At 62.8% G+C, this 24519-nt stretch carries 24 protein-coding genes; 13 read left to right on the top strand and 11 right to left on the bottom strand.

Annotated elements, in window-relative coordinates:
* Nucleotides 1-2 precede the first annotated feature (2 nt).
* Nucleotides 3-824, top strand: coding sequence for a glycosyltransferase family 2 protein (locus BLU15_RS11560; RefSeq protein WP_034791294.1), 822 nt, complete (start codon nt 3-5; stop codon nt 822-824).
* Nucleotides 825-831: 7 nt separating this feature from the next.
* Entirely contained in the window at nt 832-1854 is a 1023-nt protein-coding gene (locus BLU15_RS11555; RefSeq protein WP_060517419.1) for a glycosyltransferase, read from the top strand.
* 38 nt (nt 1855-1892) lie between these two features.
* Here BLU15_RS11555 and BLU15_RS11550 read toward each other — a convergent pair whose 3' ends face one another.
* Both BLU15_RS11550 and greA read right to left on the bottom strand, forming a co-directional pair.
* Nucleotides 1893-2951, bottom strand: coding sequence for a glycosyltransferase family 4 protein (locus BLU15_RS11550; RefSeq protein ID WP_090295508.1), 1059 nt, complete (start codon nt 2949-2951; stop codon nt 1893-1895).
* An 87-nt stretch (nt 2952-3038) separates the two neighbouring features.
* Nucleotides 3039-3515, bottom strand: coding sequence for a transcription elongation factor GreA (greA, locus tag BLU15_RS11545; protein ID WP_034791305.1), 477 nt, complete (start codon nt 3513-3515; stop codon nt 3039-3041).
* 293 nt (nt 3516-3808) lie between these two features.
* On the opposite strand from greA, the gene BLU15_RS11540 reads away from it, so the two are divergent.
* Nucleotides 3809-5302, top strand: coding sequence for an MFS transporter (locus BLU15_RS11540; RefSeq protein ID WP_090295505.1), 1494 nt, complete (start codon nt 3809-3811; stop codon nt 5300-5302).
* Nucleotides 5303-5355: 53 nt separating this feature from the next.
* On the opposite strand, the gene BLU15_RS11535 is transcribed toward BLU15_RS11540, so the two are convergent.
* From BLU15_RS11535 to BLU15_RS11525, 3 genes are all read right to left on the bottom strand, one after another.
* Nucleotides 5356-5691, bottom strand: a complete 336-nt coding sequence (locus BLU15_RS11535) for a hypothetical protein (RefSeq protein WP_060606488.1) — start codon at nt 5689-5691, stop codon at nt 5356-5358.
* Nucleotides 5692-5825: 134 nt separating this feature from the next.
* The gene (gene carB / locus BLU15_RS11530; protein ID WP_034791307.1) at nt 5826-9317 is read right to left on the bottom strand and encodes a carbamoyl-phosphate synthase large subunit; all 3492 of its coding nucleotides are present in this window, start codon (nt 9315-9317) and stop codon (nt 5826-5828) included.
* 218 nt (nt 9318-9535) lie between these two features.
* Entirely contained in the window at nt 9536-10564 is a 1029-nt protein-coding gene (locus BLU15_RS11525) for a zinc-dependent alcohol dehydrogenase family protein (protein WP_090295503.1), read from the bottom strand.
* 263 nt (nt 10565-10827) lie between these two features.
* Between BLU15_RS11525 and BLU15_RS11520 the strand changes: the two genes are divergently transcribed.
* A complete protein-coding gene (locus BLU15_RS11520; protein ID WP_034791344.1) occupies nt 10828-11766 on the top strand; it encodes a KPN_02809 family neutral zinc metallopeptidase in 939 nt (312 codons plus the stop codon).
* A gap of 61 nt (nt 11767-11827) precedes the next feature.
* Here the strand turns inward: BLU15_RS11520 and BLU15_RS11515 are convergent, their stop codons facing one another.
* Nucleotides 11828-12820: an aldo/keto reductase gene (locus BLU15_RS11515; protein WP_090295500.1), complete on the bottom strand. Its 993-nt coding sequence runs from the start codon at nt 12818-12820 to the stop codon at nt 11828-11830.
* A gap of 121 nt (nt 12821-12941) precedes the next feature.
* Here BLU15_RS11515 and BLU15_RS11510 point away from each other — a divergent pair, with 121 nt between their 5' ends.
* The 3 genes from BLU15_RS11510 (at nt 12942) to BLU15_RS11500 (ending at nt 16882) form a co-directional block, all read left to right on the top strand.
* Complete coding sequence (locus BLU15_RS11510) at nt 12942-13850, top strand: LysR family transcriptional regulator (RefSeq protein WP_090295498.1); 909 nt, start codon at nt 12942-12944, stop codon at nt 13848-13850.
* 166 nt (nt 13851-14016) lie between these two features.
* A complete protein-coding gene (locus BLU15_RS11505; protein WP_090295496.1) occupies nt 14017-15330 on the top strand; it encodes a TCR/Tet family MFS transporter in 1314 nt (437 codons plus the stop codon).
* A gap of 142 nt (nt 15331-15472) precedes the next feature.
* Nucleotides 15473-16882: an MATE family efflux transporter gene (locus BLU15_RS11500; protein WP_090295493.1), complete on the top strand. Its 1410-nt coding sequence runs from the start codon at nt 15473-15475 to the stop codon at nt 16880-16882.
* A 133-nt stretch (nt 16883-17015) separates the two neighbouring features.
* On the opposite strand, the gene BLU15_RS40630 is transcribed toward BLU15_RS11500, so the two are convergent.
* Nucleotides 17016-17144 carry a hypothetical protein gene (locus BLU15_RS40630; protein WP_255380878.1) on the bottom strand — a complete coding sequence of 43 codons (129 nt, stop codon included), beginning with the start codon at nt 17142-17144 and terminating at the stop codon, nt 17016-17018.
* 11 nt (nt 17145-17155) lie between these two features.
* A complete protein-coding gene (locus BLU15_RS40625; protein ID WP_255380879.1) occupies nt 17156-17278 on the bottom strand; it encodes a hypothetical protein in 123 nt (40 codons plus the stop codon).
* A 226-nt stretch (nt 17279-17504) separates the two neighbouring features.
* Here BLU15_RS40625 and coaD point away from each other — a divergent pair, with 226 nt between their 5' ends.
* The 5 genes from coaD to tgt all read left to right on the top strand — a co-directional run bounded on the left by coaD (nt 17505) and on the right by tgt (nt 21426).
* Nucleotides 17505-17999, top strand: coding sequence for a pantetheine-phosphate adenylyltransferase (gene coaD / locus BLU15_RS11495; protein ID WP_060517145.1), 495 nt, complete (start codon nt 17505-17507; stop codon nt 17997-17999).
* 35 nt (nt 18000-18034) lie between these two features.
* On the top strand, nt 18035-18607 hold the full coding sequence (locus tag BLU15_RS11490; protein WP_034791360.1) for a peptidylprolyl isomerase: 573 nt from the start codon (nt 18035-18037) through the stop codon (nt 18605-18607).
* Between the two features lie 22 nt (nt 18608-18629).
* Complete coding sequence (locus BLU15_RS11485) at nt 18630-19139, top strand: peptidylprolyl isomerase (protein WP_034791362.1); 510 nt, start codon at nt 18630-18632, stop codon at nt 19137-19139.
* Between the two features lie 73 nt (nt 19140-19212).
* A complete protein-coding gene (gene queA / locus BLU15_RS11480) occupies nt 19213-20295 on the top strand; it encodes a tRNA preQ1(34) S-adenosylmethionine ribosyltransferase-isomerase QueA (RefSeq protein WP_090295490.1) in 1083 nt (360 codons plus the stop codon).
* Nucleotides 20296-21426, top strand: a complete 1131-nt coding sequence (gene tgt / locus BLU15_RS11475) for a tRNA guanosine(34) transglycosylase Tgt (RefSeq protein ID WP_034791366.1) — start codon at nt 20296-20298, stop codon at nt 21424-21426.
* A 22-nt stretch (nt 21427-21448) separates the two neighbouring features.
* Here the strand turns inward: tgt and BLU15_RS11470 are convergent, their stop codons facing one another.
* The 3 genes from BLU15_RS11470 to BLU15_RS11460 all read right to left on the bottom strand — a co-directional run bounded on the left by BLU15_RS11470 (nt 21449) and on the right by BLU15_RS11460 (nt 23532).
* The gene (locus BLU15_RS11470; protein ID WP_090295488.1) at nt 21449-21871 is read right to left on the bottom strand and encodes a DUF4864 domain-containing protein; all 423 of its coding nucleotides are present in this window, start codon (nt 21869-21871) and stop codon (nt 21449-21451) included.
* Nucleotides 21872-22102: 231 nt separating this feature from the next.
* Nucleotides 22103-22900, bottom strand: coding sequence for an SRPBCC family protein (locus BLU15_RS11465; RefSeq protein WP_090295485.1), 798 nt, complete (start codon nt 22898-22900; stop codon nt 22103-22105).
* An 11-nt stretch (nt 22901-22911) separates the two neighbouring features.
* Nucleotides 22912-23532, bottom strand: coding sequence for a helix-turn-helix domain-containing protein (locus BLU15_RS11460; protein WP_090295482.1), 621 nt, complete (start codon nt 23530-23532; stop codon nt 22912-22914).
* 285 nt (nt 23533-23817) lie between these two features.
* On the opposite strand from BLU15_RS11460, the gene BLU15_RS11455 reads away from it, so the two are divergent.
* Complete coding sequence (locus BLU15_RS11455; protein ID WP_244546734.1) at nt 23818-24294, top strand: hypothetical protein; 477 nt, start codon at nt 23818-23820, stop codon at nt 24292-24294.
* Nucleotides 24295-24519 lie beyond the last annotated feature (225 nt).

The following is a 24519-nucleotide window of genomic DNA, read 5'->3' as shown; positions in this document are numbered from 1 at the left end:
CCATGAACAAGCTTCCGCTGTCCGCCTTCATCATCTGCCAGAACGAAGAAGCCTATCTCGGCAATTGCATCGAGAGCCTCGAGCAATGCTCAGAAATCGTCATCGTCGATTCCGGCTCGACCGACGGAACGGCAGCACTCGTGCAGTCCTACATCGACAAGGGTTGGCCGATCCGTTTCCTGCATGAGCCGTGGCGGGGCTATGCCGGCCAGAAGCAGTTCGCGCTCGACCAATGCACGCAGCCCTGGTGCTTCAACATCGATTCCGACGAACGCCTGGACGAACCGCTGAAGGCACTGCTGCCCTCGCTGCTCGATGCGCCGCCGGAGACGGTCGGCTGGCGCGTCGCGCGCAGGCCCTACCTCATCGGCTACGGCTACACGCCGGAGCGGGCGCACGAGCGGCGAAACCTGCGTCTGATCCGCCAGGGCAGGGGACGATACGATCTCAATCAGAAAGTCCACGAGGGGATCGTGCCGGATGGCGCGGTCGGCGCCGCTGCCAAGGGCAGCCTGCTGCACTATCGGCCGCTGATCATCGACGAGCAGATCCTCAAGGAAAACAAGTATTCGACGCTGAAGGCCGATCAGCAGTTCGCCGCCGGTAAGTCGGCGCGCCCTTACAAAATGCTGTTCAGCCCGCCACTCTATTTCCTTAGGCTTTATTTCCGCAACGGCCTGTGGCGCTGCGGTTTTCCAGGCTTCATTGAGGCGATGACGGGAGCGGTGTACGCTTTCCTGACCGCCGCCAAGATCTATCAGAGGCACGCGCTCAAGCGGCATCCGAACCATGACGACATGGATCGGCGCGCCAGCAAGCGGTGAGGTTTTCATGAAAGTCATGCATTTTCACTTCGGCAAGGATGGCGGCGCTGAGCGTTTCTTCGTCCACCTGGTCAACGCGCTCGCCGAGCGTGGCGTCGAGCAGACCTCGGTCATCCGCCATGGTCGTATCTGGAAGAAGGACATCGAGGGTGCGACGCGCATCATCGAAAGCAACTTCCGCAACCTGTCGCTCGACCGGATCCTCCTGCCGATGAAGGTCAGCAGCATGGCACGCCGCGAAAAGCCGGATGCGCTGTTTGCCTGGATGCCGCGCGCCAGCCGCCTGATGCCCAACTACAAGGGCTGCATCAAGATCTCGCGTCTCGGCGACTATCCGCTGCGGCTCGACTATTTCCGCAACACCGATTGCCTCGTCTGCAACACGCCGGGCATTGCCGAGCATGTGCGCAAGATCGGCTGGAAGCGCGACGTCGAAGTCATCTCCAACTTCACCGGAACCGAGCGGGTCGCGCCCATCAGCCGCGCCACGCTCGACACGCCTGAGAACGTGCCTGTGGTCATGTCGATGGGGCGCTTCGTTCCGCGCAAGGGCTTCCACACGCTGATCCAGGCGATCGCCAAGGTGCCGGACGCCTATCTGTGGCTCGTCGGCGATGGCGAAGAACGTGCAAATTTGGAGAAACTGGCCGCCGACCTCGGCGTAGCAAAGCGCGTGCGTTTCGCCGGCTGGCAGAAGGACACGCGGCCTTTCCTTGCCGCTTCCGACATCTTCGTGATGGCGTCGAGCCACGAGCCGCTCGGCAACGTAATCCTCGAATCCTGGGCGCAAGGGACACCGGTTGTTTCCAGCCGTTCGGAAGGGCCGCAATGGTTCATGCGCGATGGCGAAAACGGCTTGATGGTCGATATCGGTGACGCCGACGGCTTTGCCCAGGCAATCGACCGCATCGCGGGCGATACGTCGCTCGGTGAACGGCTTGCCGAACGTGGGCACGAGACCCTGATGAACCAGTTCTCGAAGCAGGCGATTACCGACGCCTATCTGAAGCTCTTCGCTTCGAAGCGCTGAGAGAGTCTAGTGCGAGGCTGCCACGCGGTGGCAGCCTGTCAGGGACGCATCAGGCGTTCATAGACCGCGTTGATCGCGCGGGCCTCGCCCTCTATCGCAAAGGATGCGCGGGTCAGCCCCAGACCGTTCGCGCCAGCCAAGGTCCGGCGATGATCATCGTCCATGAAGCCAGCCGTTGCCTCGACCATGGCCTGTAGATCGTTGGCGGCGATCACGGCGCCGGTTTCCTGCTCTCCGACGACGACCAGTTCCGAAAACGCGCCGACGTCGGTTGCGATAACGGGCACGCCTGTCGCCATCGCTTCGAGCGGCGTCAGCCCGAAACCTTCCCAGCGCTGCGGCGCGATGAAGAGATCGAGCCCACGATACCAGTCCGGAATGTTGGTGTGTTCGCCAACGAAACGGATGCGGTCGGTGAGCCCGGCCTTTGCGACCCGCTCTTTCAATTCGTTCTCGAAGGCGACGTGCGGGCCGGTGGCGCGACCGGCGACGATGGCACTCCAGCCAGGCCGGCACGGCAGAAGCCCAACCATGCTGTCGACGAAGAGATCCGTGCCCTTCTGCTTACGCACCCGCCCGAAGCAGCCGACATATTTTTGGTTGGGGTCGAGCCCGAGCGCAGCTTTGGCTGCCGCTGTGTCAACCGGCGGCTGGAAGCGCTTGGTATCTATGCCGTGCAGGATCACCGTGTTCGGCACTTGCAGATAGGCGGCGGTCTTGCCGCTGGTCGCGATTACCGCGTCCATTCGCGAAATCAGAAACTTGCTCCAGCCGGTGTGGCGGCGCTGCGACGCAGAGGTGAAGACGATCCTCAGCTTCATGCCGAGAAGGTCGCGCAGCACGATCGCCGGCAGCATTTCGACATTGCGGCGGGCATGCCAGACCCGGCAGGGCCGTCCGTCCGGTGCGCTCCACAGGCGCAGGAGATCGCGGAAGCGGATCGAGGGCAGGGTGTCAGGCAAACCCGGGCCAAGCACGGCGATCTTTTCGCCGAGCGCGCGCTGGATCGGAATTAACTGGATGATGGTGGACGTCACGCCCGAGAGGCGGCGCTTGAAATTGGGAGCGATGACCTCGACGTTCCGGATATCGGCCACGAAAGCGCACTCCTTGCGCGAGCAACGATCGTCTTTTGAAAAGGAGAAACGGGGCGAAGGCAGGCTTCGCCCCTTGGCTAGGGCTGATCAGCCCCAGTTGACGGCGAGAATTTCGTAGGCCTTGGAACCGCCAGGCGCGTTCACTTCGATGGAATCGCCGACTTCCTTGCCGATGAGCGCGCGCGCGATCGGCGACGAGATCGAAATGCGGCCAGCCTTCACGTCGGCTTCCTGGTCGCCAACGATCTGGTAGGTCTTTTCTTCTTCAGTGTCTTCGTCGACGAGTTTGACCTTGGCGCCGAACTTGATCTTGGAACCGGACATCTTCGAGAGATCAATGACTTCCGCGCGGGCGATCAAGTCTTCGAGCTCGGTGATCCGGCCCTCGTTGTGGCTCTGCGCTTCCTTGGCAGCGTGGTACTCGGCATTTTCCGACAGGTCGCCATGTGCACGGGCTTCGGCAATCGCCTCGATGATTCGCGGTCGTTCTTCCTGCTGGCGCCAGCGCAGCTCCTCCTGCAGGTTGACGAATCCGCCCTGTGTCATCGGCACTTTTTCGACCATTTCAATGTCCTTCATCAAGCACGAGGCGCCGCCCTTAGGGCGGCGCCAACGCAAAAGAAAACGGTCTCCGGCGCGTAAACGCCGGAACCGTCCGAAACTTCGAACCTTGGTTATAGCAGAAACGGAAGCGCGAAAGCCAGATATTTCGCCATCATCCACCGAACCCTGAAAGGCGACTGCAACTTGTGGGGGAAGCGATGGGGTGGCAAGCTACGCAGAAAGCGCTTTACCTCAACCGCGGTTGAGGTCGTAACAAAGGTGTTCCGAAGAGATAGCAGCGAGGAACGTTGGGCATGGTTCTGGCGAGGGACGAAACCAAGGCAGGCGGGGGCAATACCGCACTTCAGGAGGACGGCCGCTGGAGCGAACTGTTGCGGCCGGACTATCTGGCGACGACGGCTGCCCTTTGCCTCGGGGTCGCGTTGTTCGCATTCAACGAGTTTTTCGTAGCGACCGCGCTGCCCACAGCCGTCGAAGAGATCGGCGGCGCTACGCTGTTGTCCTGGGCCGTCACGCTCTATCTCGTCTTTGCCATTCTCGGCGGCGCTGTTGCCGCCACGCTCAAGTCAAGGTTCGGCGCACGCGGGACGCTGATTACGGCCGCGCTCATCTTTGTCGTCGGCACCCTCATCGCGACCGCCGCCGGCAGCATGCCGCAGGTCCTCGCCGGTCGCGTGTTTCAGGGATTCGGCGAGGGGATCATTGCTGCGGTCTGCTACGCGCTGATTCCCGAACTCTTCCCGCCGCGCCTGGTCCCAAAGGTATTCGGAGCCGAGGCCATCGTCTGGGCAACGGCGGCCTTTGGCGGGCCACTCGTGTCCGGATTCCTGACGGAACACTGGTCATGGCGGGTGGCTTTCGCCGTCAACGTTCCCGCAACCGTCATCTTCGTTGCGCTCGTTCTGCTGATCGTACCGGCACGCAAGGTGCCATCGACCGACACGCCTCGTCCAATCCCGCTGCTGCGGCTGACCGTCGTCGGTTCCGGCATATTGCTGATATCGGTCTCAAATACGGCGAGCAGCGTCCCATTGATGGCGGCGGCGCTGGCGACGGCGCTGACCATCCTCTGGGCGGCCGTCGCAACCGACCGTCGGGCGGAGCATCCGATCCTGCCCGCGGGCGCCTTTCAGCTCACAAAACCGCTCGGCACCGGACTTTGGGTCGTGCTGCTGATGCCGCTCGCTCAGGCGTCCGGCTCGGTGTACCTCATTTATGGCCTGCAACATGTCTGGAATTTCAGCCCCACGGCCGCCGGTTTTTCCGCGGCATTGATGGCGATCTCCTGGAGTGTGACCGCTATCGCCGTCGCAAGCCTGCACTCGCACGCTCTGCGCGTGAAGCTCATCCCTGCGGGACCTGCGCTTCTCAGCCTCGGGCTCGCTGGTCTGATGATCGCCTTCGCGATCGACGATTACCGGCTGATCTTCCCGAGCCAGATCGCGGTCGGGGCCGGGTTCGGCATGTCGTGGGGCACGCTCAGCCAGCTGATGATGGACGTCTCCTTGCGAGGAGAGCGGGACAAGACCTCAGCGTTTCTGCCGACGTTGCAGTCGGCCGGTTATGCGATCGGCGCGGCGATCTGCGGGCTGACGGCCAATCTTCGCGGTTTCGACGAGAAGGCGAACGTTGCCACGATGCACGCCGCCTTGTTCACGGTTTTCGTCGTCGCGTTCCTGATCTCCACGGCTTCTCTCTATCTGGGCGTCAGAACCGTGCGGCTCGCAGCGAGCCACGCGCGTCGTGATCGGGCCAGAACTGCTGCCGAGGCCCTGGCGGCAGACTAACAGTGTGATCAAGCGCAGGATGGATGTTCCTGCGCTTTGCTCGTGGCGCTGCTTCAGGCTGCAGCGTAGAGAGAGGCGCCGACGTGGCGGCGGGCAAGCAGAGCCCGCTGTTCGGCGCCGCGGCCGATGGAGGGCACGATTGTTGCCAGCAGCCTGCGGTTGCTGGAACGGACCTGAACCTTCAGCGAACCATAATCGGCATCGCGGCCGATCTTGTCTGCGATCCGCTGGCCGTAATAGAGGGCCGATCCCTCGTCGAAATGGCTGATACCGTCTTCATCGACGAAGTGCTCGTCGCCCCACAGCAAATCAAAGAAATAGAGTTGCACGATCTTGCCCCATGTCGCGCCCACCGGCGAAGCCGCCGATCTCTCAGTGCGCAGGGTCATAGAAACATGTGCCGGGGGAATGCAGGCTGAACCGGTCGTTCATGCGGCGTTCAGCGGAGGGGCGGGCTGTTGAAGCGCATCACACCCTCGGGGATGGCGGCGGCGCGCGACGGTTTCGCGCGCCGCGGTCTTTCTTAGGCCTTGAAGTAGCTCTGCAGCGGGCGCACTTCGAGGCTGCCTGCCTTCAGAGCCTTGATTGCGTGCGCAGCCGCTTCAGCACCGGACATGGTGGTGTAGTAGGGCACCTTTTGCATCAGCGTGGCGCGGCGCAGCGACTTGGAGTCCGAGATCGCCTTGTTGCCGTCCGTCGTGTTGATGACGAGCTGAACGTGACGGTTGCGGATCGCATCCTCGACGTGCGGACGACCTTCCTGAACCTTGTTGATCTTGGTGGCGGCAATGCCGTGTTCACCGAGGAATCGAGCCGTGCCGCTGGTCGCCATCACCTTGAAGCCGATGTCGACGAGGATGCGGATTGCCGGCAACACCCGGGTCTTGTCCTCGTCGCGCACCGAAACGAACACTGTTCCATCGCGCGGCAGGTCGACGCCGGCGCCGAGCTGCGACTTGGCAAAGGCCAGTGCATAGTCGGTGTCGAGACCGATGACTTCGCCGGTCGAGCGCATTTCCGGGCCAAGCAGCGTATCGACGCCGGGGAAACGTGCGAACGGGAAGACTGCTTCCTTGACCGCGATGTGCTTGAGGTTGCGCGGATCCGGCTTTTCGCCATAGGCGGCGATCGCGACATCGAGCGCTTCGCCGGTCATGACGCGGGCCGCGATCTTCGCGATCGGTGCACCGATCGTCTTGGCGACGAAGGGTACGGTACGCGAAGCGCGCGGGTTGACTTCGAGCACGTAGATCGTGCCGTCCTTGATCGCGAACTGCACGTTCATCAGGCCGCCGACATTGAGCGCCTTGGCAAGGGCTGCCGTCTGGCGCTCGAGTTCGTCGACCATGTCCTTGTCGAGCGTGTGTACCGGCAGCGAGCAGGCGCTGTCGCCCGAGTGGATGCCGGCTTCCTCGATATGCTCCATAATGCCCGAGACGAAGACATCCTTGCCGTCGCACAGGCAGTCCACGTCGACCTCCGTGGCGTTGGTCAGGTAGCTGTCGAACAGCAGCGGGTTCTTGCCGAGCAGCGTGTTGATCTGGCCGGTCTTGTCGTTCGGATAGCGCTGCTTGATGTCCTCAGGAACGAGGCCCGGCACCGTGTCGAGCAGGTAGCTCTGCAGCATGCTTTCCGAATGGATGATCTGCATGGCGCGGCCGCCGAGAACGTAGGACGGGCGCACGACCAGCGGGAAGCCGATCTCGGCAGCGACAAGGCGGGCCTGCTCGACCGAGTAGGCAATGCCATTGTTCGGCTGGTTGAGGTCGAGCTTCATCAGAAGCTTCTGGAAGCGGTCGCGGTCTTCGGCCAGGTCGATCGCGTCGGGTGCCGTGCCGAGGATCGGGATGCCGTTCTTTTCCAGCGCTTCGGCAAGCTTCAGCGGCGTCTGGCCGCCGAACTGGACGATGACGCCGACCAGTTCGCCCTTTTCCTGTTCGGCGCGCATGATCTCGATCACGTCCTCGGCCGTGAGCGGCTCGAAGTAGAGGCGGTCGGAGGTGTCGTAGTCGGTCGAGACCGTTTCCGGGTTGCAGTTGATCATGATCGCTTCGTAGCCGGCATCCTTCAGCGCGAAGGCGGCGTGGCAGCAGCAATAGTCGAACTCGATGCCCTGACCGATGCGGTTCGGACCGCCGCCGAGAATGACGACCTTCTTGCGATCGGAGACTTCTGCTTCCGAGCGGGCGGCACCGACGAAGGGGGTCTCGTAGGTCGAGTACATGTAGGCGGTCGGCGAGGCGAATTCGGCAGCGCAGGTGTCGATGCGCTTGTAGACCGGGCGGACATTAAGCGCATTGCGCAGTTCCGCGACTTCCTTCGGGCGCTTGCCGCCGAGCGTTGCGAGGCGGGCGTCGGAGAAGCCCATGGCCTTCAGCATGCGCAGGTTCTCGGCATCGGCAGGCAGGCCGTGCTCGCGGATGCGTGCTTCCATGTCGACGATCGCCTTGAACTGGGCGATGAACCACGGGTCGATCTTGCTCGCCTCGTGAACCTCGGCTTCGCTCATGCCAAAGCGCAGCGCCTGCGCAACCATGCGCAGTCGGTCCGGCGTCGGCGTGCCGATCGCCGCACGAATGGCGTTACGGCCATCGCCGTTCTCGTCCATGTCGGGGATTTCGATTTCGTCGAGGCCGGTAAGGCCGGTCTCGAGGCCGCGCAGCGCCTTCTGCAGCGATTCGGCAAAGGTACGGCCGATCGCCATGACTTCGCCGACCGACTTCATGGCGGTGGTCAGAACCGGCGAGGCGCCCGGGAACTTTTCAAAGGCGAAGCGCGGGATCTTGGTGACGACGTAGTCGATCGACGGTTCGAACGAGGCCGGGGTTGCGCCGCCGGTGATGTCGTTGTCGAGTTCGTCGAGCGTGTAACCGATCGCGAGCTTCGCCGCGATCTTGGCGATCGGGAAGCCGGTCGCCTTGGAGGCGAGGGCCGACGAGCGCGACACGCGCGGGTTCATTTCGATGACGACGAGACGGCCATCCTTCGGATTGACGGCGAACTGCACGTTCGAGCCGCCGGTCTCAACGCCGATCTCGCGCAGAACCGCGATCGAGGCGTTGCGCATGATCTGATATTCTTTATCGGTCAGCGTCAGCGCCGGCGCAACGGTGATCGAATCACCGGTGTGCACGCCCATGGGGTCGATGTTTTCGATCGAGCAGATGATGATGCAGTTGTCCGCCGTGTCGCGGACCACTTCCATCTCGTACTCCTTCCAGCCGAGCACCGATTCTTCGATCAGCACTTCGGTGGTCGGCGACGCATCGAGACCGCTGCCGACGATGTCGAAGAATTCCGTGCGGTTATAAGCAATGCCGCCGCCGGTACCGCCGAGCGTGAAGGACGGACGGATGATGGCGGGCAGGCCAACATCGTCAAGCGCCTGCGCGGCAATCGCCATCGCGTGGTTCATGTAGCGCTGCTTGCGGTCGCCTTCGCCAAGGTTCCACTGGTTCTCGAGGTCATCGAGCGCCTTGTCGAGCTCGGCGCCGGAAAGCCGGCTCTTCAGTTCGGCGCGCTCGGCCTCGTGCGTCTTGCGGTCATGGTCCTTGATGTCGGTGGCATTCGCCAGCCGCGACTTCGGCGTTTCGAGGCCGATCTTCGCCATGGCTTCGCGGAAGAGGGCGCGGTCTTCGGCCTTGTCGATGGCGTCCGGCTTGGCGCCGATCATCTCGACATTGTAGCGGTCGAGAACGCCCATGCGGCGCAGCGAGAGCGCCGTGTTGAGCGCGGTCTGGCCGCCCATGGTCGGCAGCAGCGCGTCCGGGCGCTCCTTGGCGATGATCTTGGCGACGACTTCCGGGGTGATCGGCTCGACATAGGTTGCGTCCGCCAGACCCGGGTCGGTCATGATCGTCGCCGGGTTGGAGTTGACGAGGATGACGCGGTAGCCTTCCTCCTTCAGCGCCTTACAGGCCTGGGTGCCGGAATAGTCGAATTCGCAAGCCTGACCGATGACGATCGGCCCCGCGCCGATGATAAGAATGGACTTGATATCTTGGCGCTTCGGCATGGTCGATCATCCGTTTCTAGCTGCGCGAAAAACCGGCCGAGGTGGGAGGTCACCGGCCGGGCACGCATTGATGGGTCTTTTCAGGCTAGAAGCGGCTTATAGGCAAATGTTTCTGCAAGCGAAACCCCGAAAATTCCGGAATCGACAGGAACCAGCCATATTTGCGCACCTCCGGCCATGCAGCGCGCTTCGCGCGCGGCGAAACAACGCCGGGAATGTCAGGGGCGGCCGGGGATGACGAGAACTTTGACCTCTCCGGCCGCCGGCGGATGCGCAATGACGTCGGCTGCTTCGCCGAGCGTCACTTGCCGCGAGATCAACTTGTCGATCTCGATGGCGCCTGAGGCGACGAGGTCTGCTGCACGGCGGTGGACGAAGGGGTTTATGAAGGATCCGAGCACCCGCAGTTCGCGAAAGAGAATGTCGAACGGTTCGATTTCCACGGTCTCGCCCTTCGGCATGACGCCGAGGATCACGACGGTGCCACCGGACCTGGCAAGGCGAGTCGACTGCATGACGGTTTCGGCAACGCCGGCGCATTCGATGACGACATCGACCCCGCTGGGAACGAGCCCGGTGTCACCGGCGATCTGTTCGATGATATCGGTAGAGGAAGGATCGACCGTCGCCGTTGCGCCGACCTCTTCGGCAAGACGGCGCTTTGCCGCCTGTCGTGTGGAAAGAATGACCGTCGTTGCGCCGGCGAGGCGGACGAGCTGCACGACCAGTAGGCCGATCACACCGCCGCCAAGGACGACGACGGAGGAGCCGGCGCGGATGCCCGCCATATCCACGCCATGCAGGCAGCAGGCGAGCGGCTCGCAGAAGGCGCCATGAACGGGGTCGAGGCTCAGTGGTATGTCATGGGCCTGCTTGCGGGGCATAACCACGTACTCGGCAAAACCACCATCACGATGGATGCCGATCGCCCGGAGATTGCGGCAGAGATTGATGCGCCCCGCGGTACATTGCGGACAGATACCGCAAGCGATGTTGGGGTCGCCGGTGATTCTCGCGCCGATTGCGATATCGGAGACCCTGCTTCCGACCGCCTCGACGATGCCGCAGAATTCGTGGCCGAGCGTCACCGGCGGGCTGGAGGGGAATTCGCCGTGCAGCAGATGCCGGTCCGTGCCGCAGATGCCGCAGGCTTCGACCCGCACCAGCAGATCGTCCGGGCCGGGCAGGGGCTTTGGCACTTCTGCGACCCGCAGCTGACCGATACCTTCGAGCCGCAATGCCTTCATCGCCCTGCCTCCTCGTCCTGTCCGCATGGGCATAGGAGCCGCAAAGCAGGTTTGCGTCAAGGCGAGCGCGGCTGTTCAAGAGAGGGCGGCCGGTCGGGCCGGCGGCCCGGCTGCCGGCAGCGCCTTGGCGAAGTGTCCGCCTTGTCAAAAAGATTGGTGAGATCGCGAACTTACGGGGCGCGATTGCGTTTTACAACGACGTTAGGGCCGTCTTATAAAAGAGCAGACCGACAACGCCTTTCAGAGGCCGGGGAGGACAGATCATGGAATGGAAGGGCCGCCGCCAATCCGACAATATCGAAGACCAGCGCGGCGCGAGCCCCGGTGGCGGCAACCCGTTTGGGCGGGGGGGCGGTTTCCGCATGCCAGGCGGTGGCGGCGGCATGCGGCGCGCCGGAGGCGGTATGAGCTTCGGTACGATTATCTTCCTCGTCGTGCTCTATTTTATCCTCAAGGCCATGGGCATCGACATGCTGCAGGTGCTGGAAGGCGGCGGCGGCCAGGTGCAGATGCCGGGCTTCGAGCAGAGCGATGGTTCGCCGGCACCGCGCGGATCCGCTCAGGAAGAGGAAATGAAGCAGTTCATGGCGACGGTGCTCGCCGAGACTGAAGACACCTGGAACGGCATCTTCCAGGCAAACGGCCAGCAGTATGAAGAGCCGAAGATGGTGCTTTTCCGTGGCCAGGTGCGTTCTGCCTGCGGCTTTGCTTCGGCTGCCTCCGGGCCGTTCTATTGCCCGGGCGACCGCAAGGTCTATCTCGACATGAGCTTCTTCGACGAACTCGCGCAGAAGTTCGATGCGGCCGGCGATTTCGCCCAGGCCTATGTCGTCGCGCATGAGGTCGGCCATCATGTCCAGAACCTGATCGGCGTTCTGCCGAAGTTCAACCAGATGCGCCAGTCGATGAGCGAGACCGAAGCCAACCAGATGTCGGTGCGCGTCGAACTGCAGGCCGATTGCTTCGCCGGTGTCTGGGGCAAGTACACCCAGCAGAAGGGCCTGCTCGAACAGGGCGACCTTGAAGAGGCGCTGAACGCGGCCACCCAGATCGGCGATGATACGCTGCAGAAGCGCATGCAGGGCTATGTCGTTCCCGAGAGCTTCAATCACGGGACCTCCGAGCAGCGCATGCGCTGGTTCAAGCGCGGCTTCGACAGCGGCAAGATGACGGCCTGTGATACTTTCTCGGGCGCAGCCTGATTTCTTTGAACCAGAATCATTCGAAAGGGCCGGCTTGTCTGCCGGCCCTTTCGTTTGTGGCTTAGCGCTCGCTGTCCATGTGGGCGAGCTGGGCTTCTGGATACCGCGCGCCGGCTGCCGCATTCTTCGGCACTGCCTGTTCGATCACCGTCAGATCGTCTGCGCTGAGATGGACGTCGCGCGACGACAGGGCCTCTGCCAGTCGATCACGCCGCCGCGCGCCGACGAGCGGCACGATGTCCTTGCCCTTGGCCGCAACCCAGGCGATCGCGGTCTGAGCCACCGACACGCCCTTGCCTTCGGCGATTCGTCTCAAAGCCTCGACGAGGGCGAGGTTTCGATCGATGTTGCCTTCCTGAAACCGCGGGCTCATGGCGCGGAAATCGCCCTTGCCGGCCGCGCCTTTCTGCCAATGGCCGCTGATCAGCCCGCGTGAAAGGACGCCGTAGGCGGTGATGCCGATACCGAGTTCGCGGCAGGTCGGCAGGATCTCATCCTCGATGCCGCGCGAAATCAGCGAATACTCGATCTGCAGGTCGACGATCGGATACACGGCCGCCGCACGCCGGATGGTTTCTGATCCGACTTCCGAGAGGCCGACATGCCTGACGTAACCCGCCTTCACCAGATCGGCGATTGCGCCAATGGTGTCCTCGATCGGCACATCCGGGTCGAGCCGGGCGGGACGATAGATGTCGATATGGTCGACGCCGAGCCTCTGCAGCGTGTAGGCGAGAAAATTGCGAACGGCCTTGGGCCGGCAATCGTAGCCCAACCAGTTGCCGGCGGCATCGCGCAGGGCGCCGAACTTCACGCTCAGCAGCGCCCTGTCGCGCCTTCCGCCCTTCAACGCTTCGCCGATCAGCATCTCGTTGTGACCCATGCCGTAGAAATCGCCGGTGTCGAGCAGCGTGATGCCGGCTTCCAGCGCTGCATGGATCGTGGCGATGCTTTCGGCCCGGTCCGCAGGGCCGTACATGCCGGACATGCCCATGCAACCGAGGCCGAGCGCCGAAACCGAGAGACCGGTCTTTCCGAGTGAAACGTAATCCATCTTCGTTCTCCTTCGACAAGGCCGAAAACCAGCCGGCCGTTTGCTCGGTCTCCTGTTTACTTCGTCCGATGCCGTGCGATAATCCGATCTCAATCGAACGACTTGTACGAAATTCCGCACAATGGACGACTTGCCGCTTGCCGATCTCGATGCCTTCACCGCAGTGGCCGCGGCGCGGAGCTTCCGCGCGGCTGCGAAGAAGCGCGGCGTTTCCGCGTCGGCGCTGAGCGAGGCGCTCCGCCGCCTTGAAGCGAAGCTGCAGGTGCGCCTGCTCAACCGCACGACCCGCAGCGTCACCGTGACGGAGGCGGGCACGCGGCTGCTCGATCGGCTGACGCCGGCCCTTGGCGAGATCGCCGGTGCGCTCGATCAGGTCAACGAGATGCGCGACAGTCCGGCGGGAACGCTAAAACTGAACGTTCCGACCATCGTCGCGCGCGAAATTCTACCACCGATCATCGGCCGGTTCTTGCGCGAGCACCCGGCAATTTCCCTGGAGGTGACGGCGGAGGACGGTTTCGTCGATGTCCTCGCTGCCGGTTTCGATGCGGGCGTCCGCTACGAGGAACGCGTCGAGCGCGACATGATCGCGATCCCGATCGGGCCGAGCCGCCAGCGTTATGTCACCGCCGCAGCGCCGGATTATCTCGCAAGGCGCGGCGTGCCCGGCCATCCGCGCGACCTGCTTGAACACGCCTGCATTCGCCACCGCTTCGCCAGCGGCTTCTCGCTTCCCTGGGAGTTCGGCGAGGGCGAGGCGGCGCTGACGATCGCGCCGCCAGCCGTCGTCACCGCCAACACGATCGATCTCGAACTCGGGGCGGCCATCGACGGCCTTGGCGTGATCCGGACGTTCGAGGAATTCATCGCGCCCGCGGTGGCCGCAGGGCGCCTGATGCTCATCCTTGAGGCGTGGACGACGAGCTTCTCGGGTCCGCTTCTCTATTATGCAAGCCGCAAGCATATGCCGGCGGCGTTGCGTGCCTTCGTGGACTTCCTGAAGCGCGAACAGCGGCGGGATCATCGCTGAGGCATAGGCTGTAGATCGCTCGACCTATCAACCATTGCGATAGTCCCATCAGAAAATTTGAGACGTTCACGGATTGTTTCGTGCGAAATGATCCGTTACACCTAAATTGGTAGCGTTGTTCACGTTCTGTCTCTTTTCCCGGGGCAGGCCGCCGGGGAGGGATCGCATGCGCGACGAGAAATTTGTGCGACGCGGCCTGTTCCTCGTCTTCCTCATCCTGTTTCTCGATATCATTGGCATCGCAATCATCGTGCCGGTGCTGCCGGCCTATCTTAAGGAATTGACCGGCGCCAATGTCAGCGAGGCGGCGATCGATGGTGGATGGCTGCTGCTCGTCTATGCGGCGATGCAGTTTCTCTTTGCGCCGCTGATCGGCAATCTCAGCGATCGATTCGGCCGCCGCCCGGTGCTGCTCGCATCCGTCTTCACTTTCGCGCTCGACAACCTGATCTGCGCGCTCGCCACCAGCTACTGGATGCTGTTCATCGGTCGTGTACTCGCCGGCGTCAGCGGCGCCAGCTTCGGCACGGCATCGGCCTACATCGCCGACATCAGTCATGACGGGAACCGAGCCAAGAATTTCGGGCTGATCGGCATTGCCTTTGGTACCGGCTTCGCGCTCGGGCCGGTGCTTGGCGGTCTGCTTGGCGAACTCGGCCCGCGGGTCCCGTTCTACGGCGCGGCAGCGCTGTCCTTCGTCAACTTTATCCTTGGCGTATTCCTGCTGCCCGAGACGCTCGACAGCGCCAACCGCCGCCGCTTCGAGTGGAAACGCGCCAACCCGCTCGGCGCCCTCAAGCAGATGCGCAATTACCCCGGCATCGGCTGGGTGGGGCTGGTGTTCTTTCTCTTTTGGCTTGCCCATTCGGTCTATCCGGCCGTCTGGTCCTTCGTTTCCAGCTACCGCTACGGCTGGAGCGAGGGGCAGATCGGACTTTCGCTCGGGATCTTCGGTATCGGCGGTGCCTTCGTCATGGCCGTCATCCTGCCGCGCGTGGTGCCGCGGCTTGGGGAGTGGCGCACGGCCGTGCTCGGCCTGACCTTCACCACGCTCGGAGCCATCGGCTATGCCGGCGCCTGGCAGGGGTGGATGATCTATGCGGTGATCATCGCGACCGCGCTCGAAAGCCTCGCTGATCCGCCGCTGCGCAGTATCGCCGCGGCCCACGTGCCGTCGTCGGCACAAGGCGAGCTTCAGGGCGCGCTGACCAGCATCGGCAGCATCACCACGATCATCGGTCCGTTGATCTTCACCCAGGCCTTCGGTTATTTCACCAGCCCTGCCGCGCCCGTCGCCTTTGCCGGCGCGCCCTATGCGCTCGCCAGTTGCTTCCTCGTCGGCGCGCTTATCGTGTTCTTCCTGAAGATACCGAGAAGCAGGGCGGTCGGACCGCAAGGCGCAGAGAATGTCGGGCCGGCCGACGCCGTAGCGCCGGACGAGCCAGAGGCGATGGAGCGGCCACGATTGCACGGAAATTGATCAATTTTCGTGATCTATCGATGAAACTTTGAGCAACCTCGCCCTTGCGGCTGGCTCTTTGCCCGACGGTATTCTATTTCCGGATTCCTCCCCCCGATCTTCGGTTGCGGCCCGGAGCCGCATTGACTGCCAGGAATCTGCCATGCTGACCGCGAATGCGAGCCCGATACCGTTGACGACCGACAATTCCTGGCGGACGCACTATCGCGCGAGCTTCTATCTGGGCGTGCCGTTCATCGGTGCGCAGCTTGCGCAGCTCGCGATCAACACGACGGACGTCCTGATGGTCGGTAAGCTCGGCGCCACCGAGCTCGCGGCGATCATCCTCGCGACCCAGATGTATTTCACCGTCTATGTTTTCGGCAACGGATTTGCCAATGCGGTGGTGCCGATGGCAGCACAGGCCGTCGGCCGTGGCGACAAGGTTTCGGTGCGCCGCTCGGTGCGCATGGGCATGTGGGTGGTGATGCTCTACGGCCTGTTGACCGCGCCGATCCTCTGGATGGCCGAGCCGATCCTGCTATTTGCCGGCCAGCAGCCCAAGGTCGCAGCCCTTGCAGGAGAATATGTCCGCATCGCGCAATGGGCGATCTTCCCCGGCCTCATCTTCATGGTGCTGAGGGCCTTCCTGAGCGGCCTGGAGAGGGCAGGGATCATTCTCTATGTCACGCTGGCGACGCTCGTGCTCAATGCCGCGCTCTGCTACGTGCTGATCTTCGGCCACTTCGGCTTCCCGAAACTCGGCATCTTCGGTGCGGCGGTCGCAGCGCTTGGCGTTGCCGTGCTCGGCGCTGCGCTGACGATCGGCTATATCAAGACCAAGCCGGAACTCAACCAGTACGAACTCTTCGTCCGCTTCTGGCGGCCCGACTGGGTCGCCTTCCGCGAAGTCGTTTTTCTCGGAATTCCGATTTCGCTGACGATCCTTGCCGAGGTCAGCCTGTTCACCGTCGCCTCGCTGCTGATGGGCACGATCGGCACGGTCGAGCTTGCGGCGCACGGCATCGCGCTGCAATTCGCCTCGATGGCCTTCATGATCCCGCTCGGGCTTGCGCAGGCCGCCACGGTGCGGGTCGGGCTTGCCTATGGCCGCGGTGACCTCCTGGGCGTTCGGCGCGCGGCGATCGCTTCGCTGGTGCTCGGCGCCGGCTTTGCCATTGTCGGCAGCGCCATCTTCGCATTCTTCCCCAGCCAACTGGCTGCCCTTTATCTCGACACAGCCCGTCCGGACGCTGCGGCGGTGCTTGCCTTCGCGGCTCCGCTCATTGTCATTGCCGGTGCGTTTCAGCTCGTCGATGGCATGCAGGCGATCGCCGCCGGCATGCTGCGCGGCCTGAAGGACACAAAGGTGCCGATGCTGCTGGCGATGGTTTCTTATTGGCCGATCGGCTTCGTCTGCGCCTGGCTCTTTGCCTTTCCCTTCAATTTCGGCGGGATCGGCGTGTGGTTCGGCTTCGTCCTCGGGCTTGCAGCCGCCGCGGTGCTGTTGAACTGGCGCTTCTTCCGGATGCTCGGCGAGATCACGGCGAAGGCTGCCGCTAAGGGCGCCTGACTTGGGGCGAAGAAGAGAAAAGAAAAAGCCGGACGGGCAGGGGATGCCGTCCGGCTTACAATGGCGGTCGCCTCAGGGGAAGGGAACGACGGCCGCTTACTACCACGCTTCGTTTTACGAAGCTTTGGAACTGCTAGACGTTGAAGCCGTCGAGCCGTTCCGAACCCTGGCGATCGCGCTGGAGGTCGCGTATCGTCCGGGCAAAGTCGATCAAGAATACGAGACTAATGACCGCTGCCGCGATCATGAATAGGGTGGCCATAGTGCCCTCCATCAACGGAAGATTTTCTGGGTCGCGTAGCGCTCGCGCCGGTCACGGGACTCGTTGCGCAGTCCATGTATCGTCGCAAAGATCATCGCGAAAAACATCGCCATCGAAAACAGAGCAAGTCCCATAGCCGTAATCCTTTCGCATCCTAAACGGCAGTACGTTCAAAAAAGTTCCGTTGTTACTGGCACTACACTTAACGTCTTTGCTGTGAAGCACCGTTGAACATGGCATTCATCTAGCATTCATTCTTTCTGTCCCGCTGTTTCCCAGGGAACAGGGTCAACCGCCGTACAACTCTTGCGATCTGTCGCCGTCCGTGACAAAAGGCTTCACCAAACGGAAACAGGTGCGATGACCACGGCATTTTATCCCGGCTCCTTCGATCCGATGACGAACGGGCATCTCGATGTGCTCGTGCAGGCGCTGAACGTGGCGGCGAAAGTCATCGTCGCGATCGGCATCCACCCCGGCAAAGCACCACTCTTCTCCTTCGACGAACGCGCCGAGCTCATCCGCCGCTCGCTCCAGGAATTTCTGCCGGACAGGGCAGGCGACATCGATGTCGTTTCCTTCGACAATCTGGTCGTCGACGCGGCGCGAGAGCGCGGCGCAAAGCTGCTTGTGCGCGGCCTTCGCGATGGCACCGACCTCGACTACGAGATGCAGATGGCCGGGATGAACCGGCAGATGGCGCCGGATATCCAGACCTTGTTCTTGCCGGCGGGCACGGCATCACGGCCCATTACGGCCACATTGGTCCGCCAGATCGCGGCCATGGGCGGCGACGTCAGTGCCTTCGTGCCCAAGTCCGTCTACGAAGCACTGCAGGCCAAACGCCGTACCTGACGGGCGGCCCCAAATTCACCACGCAGGGAGAAACCATGAAAATCCTCCACCTCGCATTTGCCGGCGCCATCGCGCTTGCCTCCTTCACGGGCACGGCGCTTGCGCAAGCGGCCGACAACTTCATCACCATCACGCTCAAGGATGGTCCGGTCGTCGTCGAACTCAGGCCTGACATCGCGCCGAAGCATGTCGAGCAGATCAAGGCGCTGGCCGCGGCCGGTGAATACGACAACGTCGCTTTCCACCGCGTGATCAAGGGCTTCATGGCCCAGACCGGCGACGTGCAGTATGGCGACATGGAAAACGGCTACCAGCCGCAGGCTGCCGGCACCGGCGGTTCGTCGCGTCCGGACGTCCCGGCAGAGTTCTCCGACGTCCCGTTTGAACGCGGCACGGTCGGCATGGCTCGCTCGCAGGACCCGAACAGCGCGAATTCGCAGTTCTTCATCATGTTCGCCCCGGGCGACTTCCTCAACGGCCAGTACACGGTCGTCGGCAAGGTCGTCTCCGGCATGGAGAATGTCGACAAGATCAAGCTCGGCGACGACGCCAACAACGGCTCCGTCACCGATCCCGACCGCATGATCAGCGTCAAGGTCGGCAAGTAAAATCAACAGAAGGAGAAAACCCATGGCCGAGATCAAGGATCCGGAAAACACGATCATCCTGGAGACCACCAAGGGCAAAGTCGTCATCGAGCTTCTGCCCGACGTCGCTCCGGGGCATGTCGCCCGCATCAAGGAACTGGCCCGCGAAGGCGCCTATGACGGCGTGGTATTCCACCGCGTGATCGAGGACTTCATGGCCCAGACCGGCGACGTGCAGTACGGCAAGACCGGCGGCGAGCACTTCAACCCGGCCCGCGCCGGCATGGGCGGCTCCTCAAAGCCGGACCTGAAGGCCGAATTCTCGAACGTCAGCCACGTTCGCGGCACGTGCTCGATGGCCCGTAGCCAGATGCCGAACTCGGCCAACTCGCAGTTCTTCATCTGCTTCACCGACGCGCCGTGGCTCAACAAGCAGTACTCTGTCTGGGGCCAGGTCATCGAAGGCATGGACAACATCGACAAGATCAAGCGCGGCGAGCCGGTGCGCGATCCCGATACGATCGTCACGATGCGGGTTGCCGCAGACGCCTGATTTGCGCTAATGCACGAACCCGCCCCGGTCGCCAACTGCGCCGGGGCGGGTTTGCTTTTGTCTGAAGATAACAATGCGCGTAGACCTGTTCGACTTCGACCTCCCGGAAACTTCGATTGCGCTTCGGCCCGCAAGCCCGCGCGACAGCGCCCGTATGCTCGTGGTGCGCCCCGATGGCGCCGACGTTCTTGCGGACAAGGGCGTGCTCGACCTGCCGTCGTTCCTGAGGGAAGGCGACGCGCTTGTCTTCAACGACACCAAGGTGATCCCGGCGCAGCTCGAAGGCATCCGCCGCCGCGGCGAGGAGATCGCGACGCAAGTTTCGCTGACGCTGCATATGCGGGTCGCACCCGACCGCTGGAAGGCTTTCGCCCGCCCGGCACGACGCCTCAAGGTCGACGACCGCATTGCCTTCGGCCACGGTGGCTCAAGCTGCTTTCTCGGAACGCTCGACGCGACCGTCGAGGAAAAGGGCGATGCCGGCGAAGTGACGCTGCGCTTTGATCTCTCGGGTCCCTCGCTTGACGAGGCGATCATGGCGGTCGGCCACATTCCCTTGCCGCCTTACATCGCTTCCAAGCGCGCCGAGGATGCGCAGGACCGCGCCGACTACCAGACCATGTATGCCCGAGAGGAGGGCGCCGTTGCGGCGCCGACCGCCGGTCTGCATTTCACCGACCGTCTTTTCGCCAAGCTCGACGAGGCCGGCATCGAGCGCCACTTCGTGACGCTGCATGTGGGCGCGGGTACGTTCCTGCCGGTCAAGGCTGATGATACCGACGACCACGTGATGCACCAGGAGATCGGCCACGTCGATGCCCGGACCGCCGAGAGGCTGAACGCCGTCAAGGCGAGGGGCGGGCGCATCGTCTGCGTCGGCACTACCTCGCTGCGGTTGATCGAAAGCGCCACCTCGGAAGACGGCACGGTCAAGTCCTGGTCCGGTCCGACGGGTATCTTCATCACGCCCGGCTACCGCTTCCGCGCGGTGGACATGCTGATGACCAATTTCCATCTGCCGAAATCAACGCTGTTCATGCTGGTTTCGGCCTTTAGCGGCCTGGACACGATGCGCGCGGCCTACGCGCACGCGATCGAAACCGGCTACCGCTTCTATTCCTATGGCGACGCCAGCCTGCTTTTCCGGAAAGACTAAATGACCGAGACCTTCCAGTTCAAGCTACACAAGACCGACGGCAAGGCCCGTCGCGGCGAAGTGTCCATGCCGCGCGGCACGATCCGCACACCGGCCTTCATGCCCGTCGGTACCGTCGGCACGGTCAAGGCGATGTATCTCGACCAGGTGAAGGATCTTGGCGCCGACATCATTCTCGGCAATACCTACCACCTGATGCTGCGCCCAGGCGCCGAACGCGTCGCGCGGCTCGGCGGTCTGCATGGCCTGATCCGCTGGCAGGGCCCGATCCTCACGGATTCGGGCGGCTTCCAGGTCATGTCGCTGGCGGGCCTTCGCAAGCTCGACGAGCAGGGCGTCACCTTCAAGAGCCACGTCGATGGCGCGCTCTTCCATATGTCGCCGGAGCGCTCGATCGAGATTCAAGGCTTGCTCGACAGCGACATCCAGATGCAGCTCGACGAATGCGTGGCGCTGCCGGCCGAGCCAAAGGAAATCGAGCGCGCGATGGAAATGTCGCTGCGTTGGGCCGAGCGCTGCAAGGTCGCCTTCGGCGACCAGCCGGGCAAGGCGATGTTCGGCATCGTGCAGGGCGGCGATATCCCGAAGCTGCGCGAACGCTCGGCTGAAGCGCTGAAGGGCCTCGATCTCAAGGGCTATGCGGTGGGCGGTCTCGCCGTCGGCGAGCCGCAGGAGGTGATGCTGCGCATGCTCGACATTACCTGCCCGATCATGCCGGTGGACAAGCCCCGTTACCTGATGGGCGTCGGCACGCCAGACGACATCCTGCGGTCGGTCGCCGAGGGCATCGACATGTTCGACTGCGTGATGCCGACCCGCTCGGGACGCCACGGCCTCGCGTTCACGCGCCACGGCCGCATCAACCTGCGCAATGCCCGCCACGCCGAAGACATGCGCCCGCTCGACGAGCAATCCTCTTGCCCTGCGACGCGCGACTATTCGCGTGCCTATCTGCACCATCTGATCCGCTCGAACGAATCGCTCGGCGGAATGCTGCTCAGCTGGAACAATCTGGCCTACTATCAGGAACTGATGGCCGGAATTCGCCTGGCGATCGAAGAAGGTCGCTTCGCTGACTTCATGGCCGAAACGCAGGAAACCTGGCGGCGAGGGGACCTTCCCCCGGTTTGATGGCCGCCAGCGGACCGGTGTCTCAGATGGCCGGTCCCGACGCCGACTGCAAAATCATCACGCCGTTGATCTTGTAGCTGCCATCCGGCTGCTTCACGAGTTCGTAGACTGCGGTCCAGTCCCTGCCGTCTGGCGCCGAGATCAGAACTTCCTGCAGCACCTGGTCGCCAACCACCTTCGATCGACCAAAAGCAAAGTTACCAGGCCGGTAGACGGGCTGGTAGCCGCGCTTCACCATCTCGAAGAAGCTTTCCTTATCGGGAAACTTGCCGCGGATCGCGGGTGAAGCGAAGGAGTAGGCGGTCTCCGCATCATCCTGCAGAAAGGCAGTGATCTGTTCCCGTATGATCGTTCGCGCCGTATCGACGGGTTCCTCCGCACAAGCGGCAGTCGCGGCTGCCAGTTGTGCCACCATACCGAGGGCAATCGCAAAGCTCCTGAACATCGTCGATCTCCATAGCCGCAATGAAAGACCATAGGACAGTCGCGGCTTTTGGAAACAGGAGCTTTGGTGGCAGCTTCAGATAGTTGCTCAGATCTGTCTATGTAAATCGTGTTAATTCAATTTGTTGCCTGGCGATATGAAAGTCAGATATCAGATATCATAAGTTGGTGATGTCCGCGTAATGGCGTGCGCAGGCTGGCGGCGGCGAGGCGCCCGCTGCCAATGGGCGATCTAGTTGAACGTTGTCGCCATCCATTCCTGCCATTTCGGCTCGCTGCCTTTCGCGCGCGACTTGGCACCGTCTCCATAGTGATAGAGCGCGATGCTGGCATTGGTGCCTTCGCCGGTCGAGTAGCTTCCGATGAGCGCGATGCCGGCGCCGGGTTCCTTCAGGCGCAGCAGCAAATAGCGTTGCTTGGTGTCCTGCTGCACCCGTTCGACGATGCCGGCAAGGCGTTCGGGCCGTGGTGGCGTGCTGCGCTCCTCGCCGACATTGGCGCCGACAAGTCCCAGCGCTTCGGTCAGGCGTTCCCAGACACTTGCCTGCGGTTCCCCGGTTGAAACCATGGCGAAGCTGCTGACCGCCTTCTCGCCGGCGAAATGTGCGAGATAGATCTTCAGGATCTCGAAGAACGCCGGCCATCCGCCCTCGAAGCCTTCCAACTGGTCGTCCCAGTCGTCGTTCGCTGTGAACAGCGAATGCACCATGCGCAGCACGCAACGATTGCCGGAACGCGCCGTGACGGTGATTTCGGTTGCGACCGGCGGCGCGCCCTCGCTCCACTCGCGTTCCACATAGGCAAAGCGGGCAGGCGGCTCCCAATGCGTCACTTCGCCGGTCGAGCTGCCGTTCGGACCGAAGTCGAAGGCGATCTTGCCCCCGACCCGCTCATCGATTTCCGTCTTGGTGAACCAGGCATTGTTGCCGCTGCCGGTTGCGATCGCCTGCCAGACCTCTTCGGGCGAGCCGGGCACGATCAGTTTCATTTCAACCCAGCGCTTTCCGCTGCCATCCTTCTTGATCGGCATGGGTTATCCTTTCAGGAGTTGGTGTCGTCGGGTTCGCCCTTGGCTGCGCTCTCGTCGCTCGGCCCAGGGTAGGAGGCGATGATGAGCCGGTGCGGCCGGGCGTCCGGCGCGCCTTCGTCGTGGTAGCGCGCAGCGAGCGCGCTCACCGCCTGGGCGAGATCGGCGGTAAAGGTGGCGCGCTCCGCAGGCGAACGAAAGTTGATCACGGTGTCGATCGACAGCGTTGCCAGGCGCTTGTCCTGCGTGCGGGCGCTGCGCAGCAGTCCGCCGACCTCACGGACCATGCGGGCCGCCAGTGCGACCAGATAGCTCGCAGACAGGCGATCGCTGCTCCGCCCGGGGTCGGCAGCAATCGGCCCCAGCGCCGCCGGCGAAACTACATAGGACGTGGCGGTTGCGACCATCAGGCGCTCGGTCAACCCGCCCCAGCGGCGTTGCTCTGCCGGTTCTATCAGTTTGTGCTCTTCGAGCGCACGCAGATGGTAGTTGACCTTCTGGCGCGTCAGCCCCACCCGCACAGCCAGCGCGGCAGCCGATGCGGGCGCGGCAAGTTCCGCCAGCAAACGGGCCTTGATCGGCTCCAGGGCAAGTGCGGCGGCGGCCGGCGCGTCTATGACATCGAGATCGAGCATGGTGCAATCATCGCCTTGACAGATTTTTTTGTCAAGGCGATGATTGCACCTAATGCGGGTAGGGGAATGCCGAGTGCCCGCTGACATGCGCGACCTCAGCTATGCGGAGCCTTCCAACCATTCAGGCTCGCCCAATGGAGGCAGCCATGCGGAAAGGCGCTGAGCCGGGTTAGGCTCCCGGTTGAGCTTCTCCACGCGATGCGACGCTAACGTTTGCCGACCGCTTGGCAGTTCGTCGTTTTTCTCCGAATGTCACCACCCAAGGTGGCGGGAGGCAATGTATCGATGGGAGCGCCGATGAATGCCGGAACGATCGAGATTTACCGCCCACGTGATGTTTCTACCCTGGGCGACTGGAACATCGGCGGCCTCAAAGCCTATGGCCTTGCCGCCGATTGCAGGCGCATCGATGACGCGATGGTGACGCTGGCTCAGTCATTCGTCCGACAGGACGTCATTCCGCGCGCGGCGGCTGAGGGCGATAGCAATGGCCCCGGCTTTGTCATCGTCCATCCCGGCAGCCTCGGCATCTCCATCTCGGCTCACTGGTGGATACAAGGTTCGGTTCTGTGTCAGCGCAACTATCGGAAGCTCTATACGGCTTCTGAGCCGATGGATGCTGCAAGGAGACCGGCCATTGCCTGTGTTTGGGAATTGGCGCTGATCAACGCCGAGCAGGAAGCCTGGCGAAAGACGATGATGAAAGACGAACCTGATCCATTGGCCTACATGGAAGAGCGTGCCGCGTTTGGGACGGCTTGAGCGCCAGGGGCGTGCTGCAAGTGGCGAGGGCGCGCTTTGCGCAAACGTTGGAAAGAGGGTCGCATGTCATCCTTGAACCCGCCCGAGGGAGATCCTAACTGAAGTGCAACACGCCGGTTTTCAGGGTAGGGGTTCAGCCTCCCTCTTGCAAATGTGCCCGGAACACTTCGGCGGGTGTTCTGTAGTCGAGGCACTTTCTCGGCTGGTCGTTGAGATGGCGAGCAA

Source organism: Ensifer sp. YR511, from assembly GCF_900103045.1.
Taxonomy (GTDB): domain Bacteria; phylum Pseudomonadota; class Alphaproteobacteria; order Rhizobiales; family Rhizobiaceae; genus Ensifer; species Ensifer adhaerens.
This window is presented reverse-complemented; position numbering and strand designations above follow the sequence as displayed.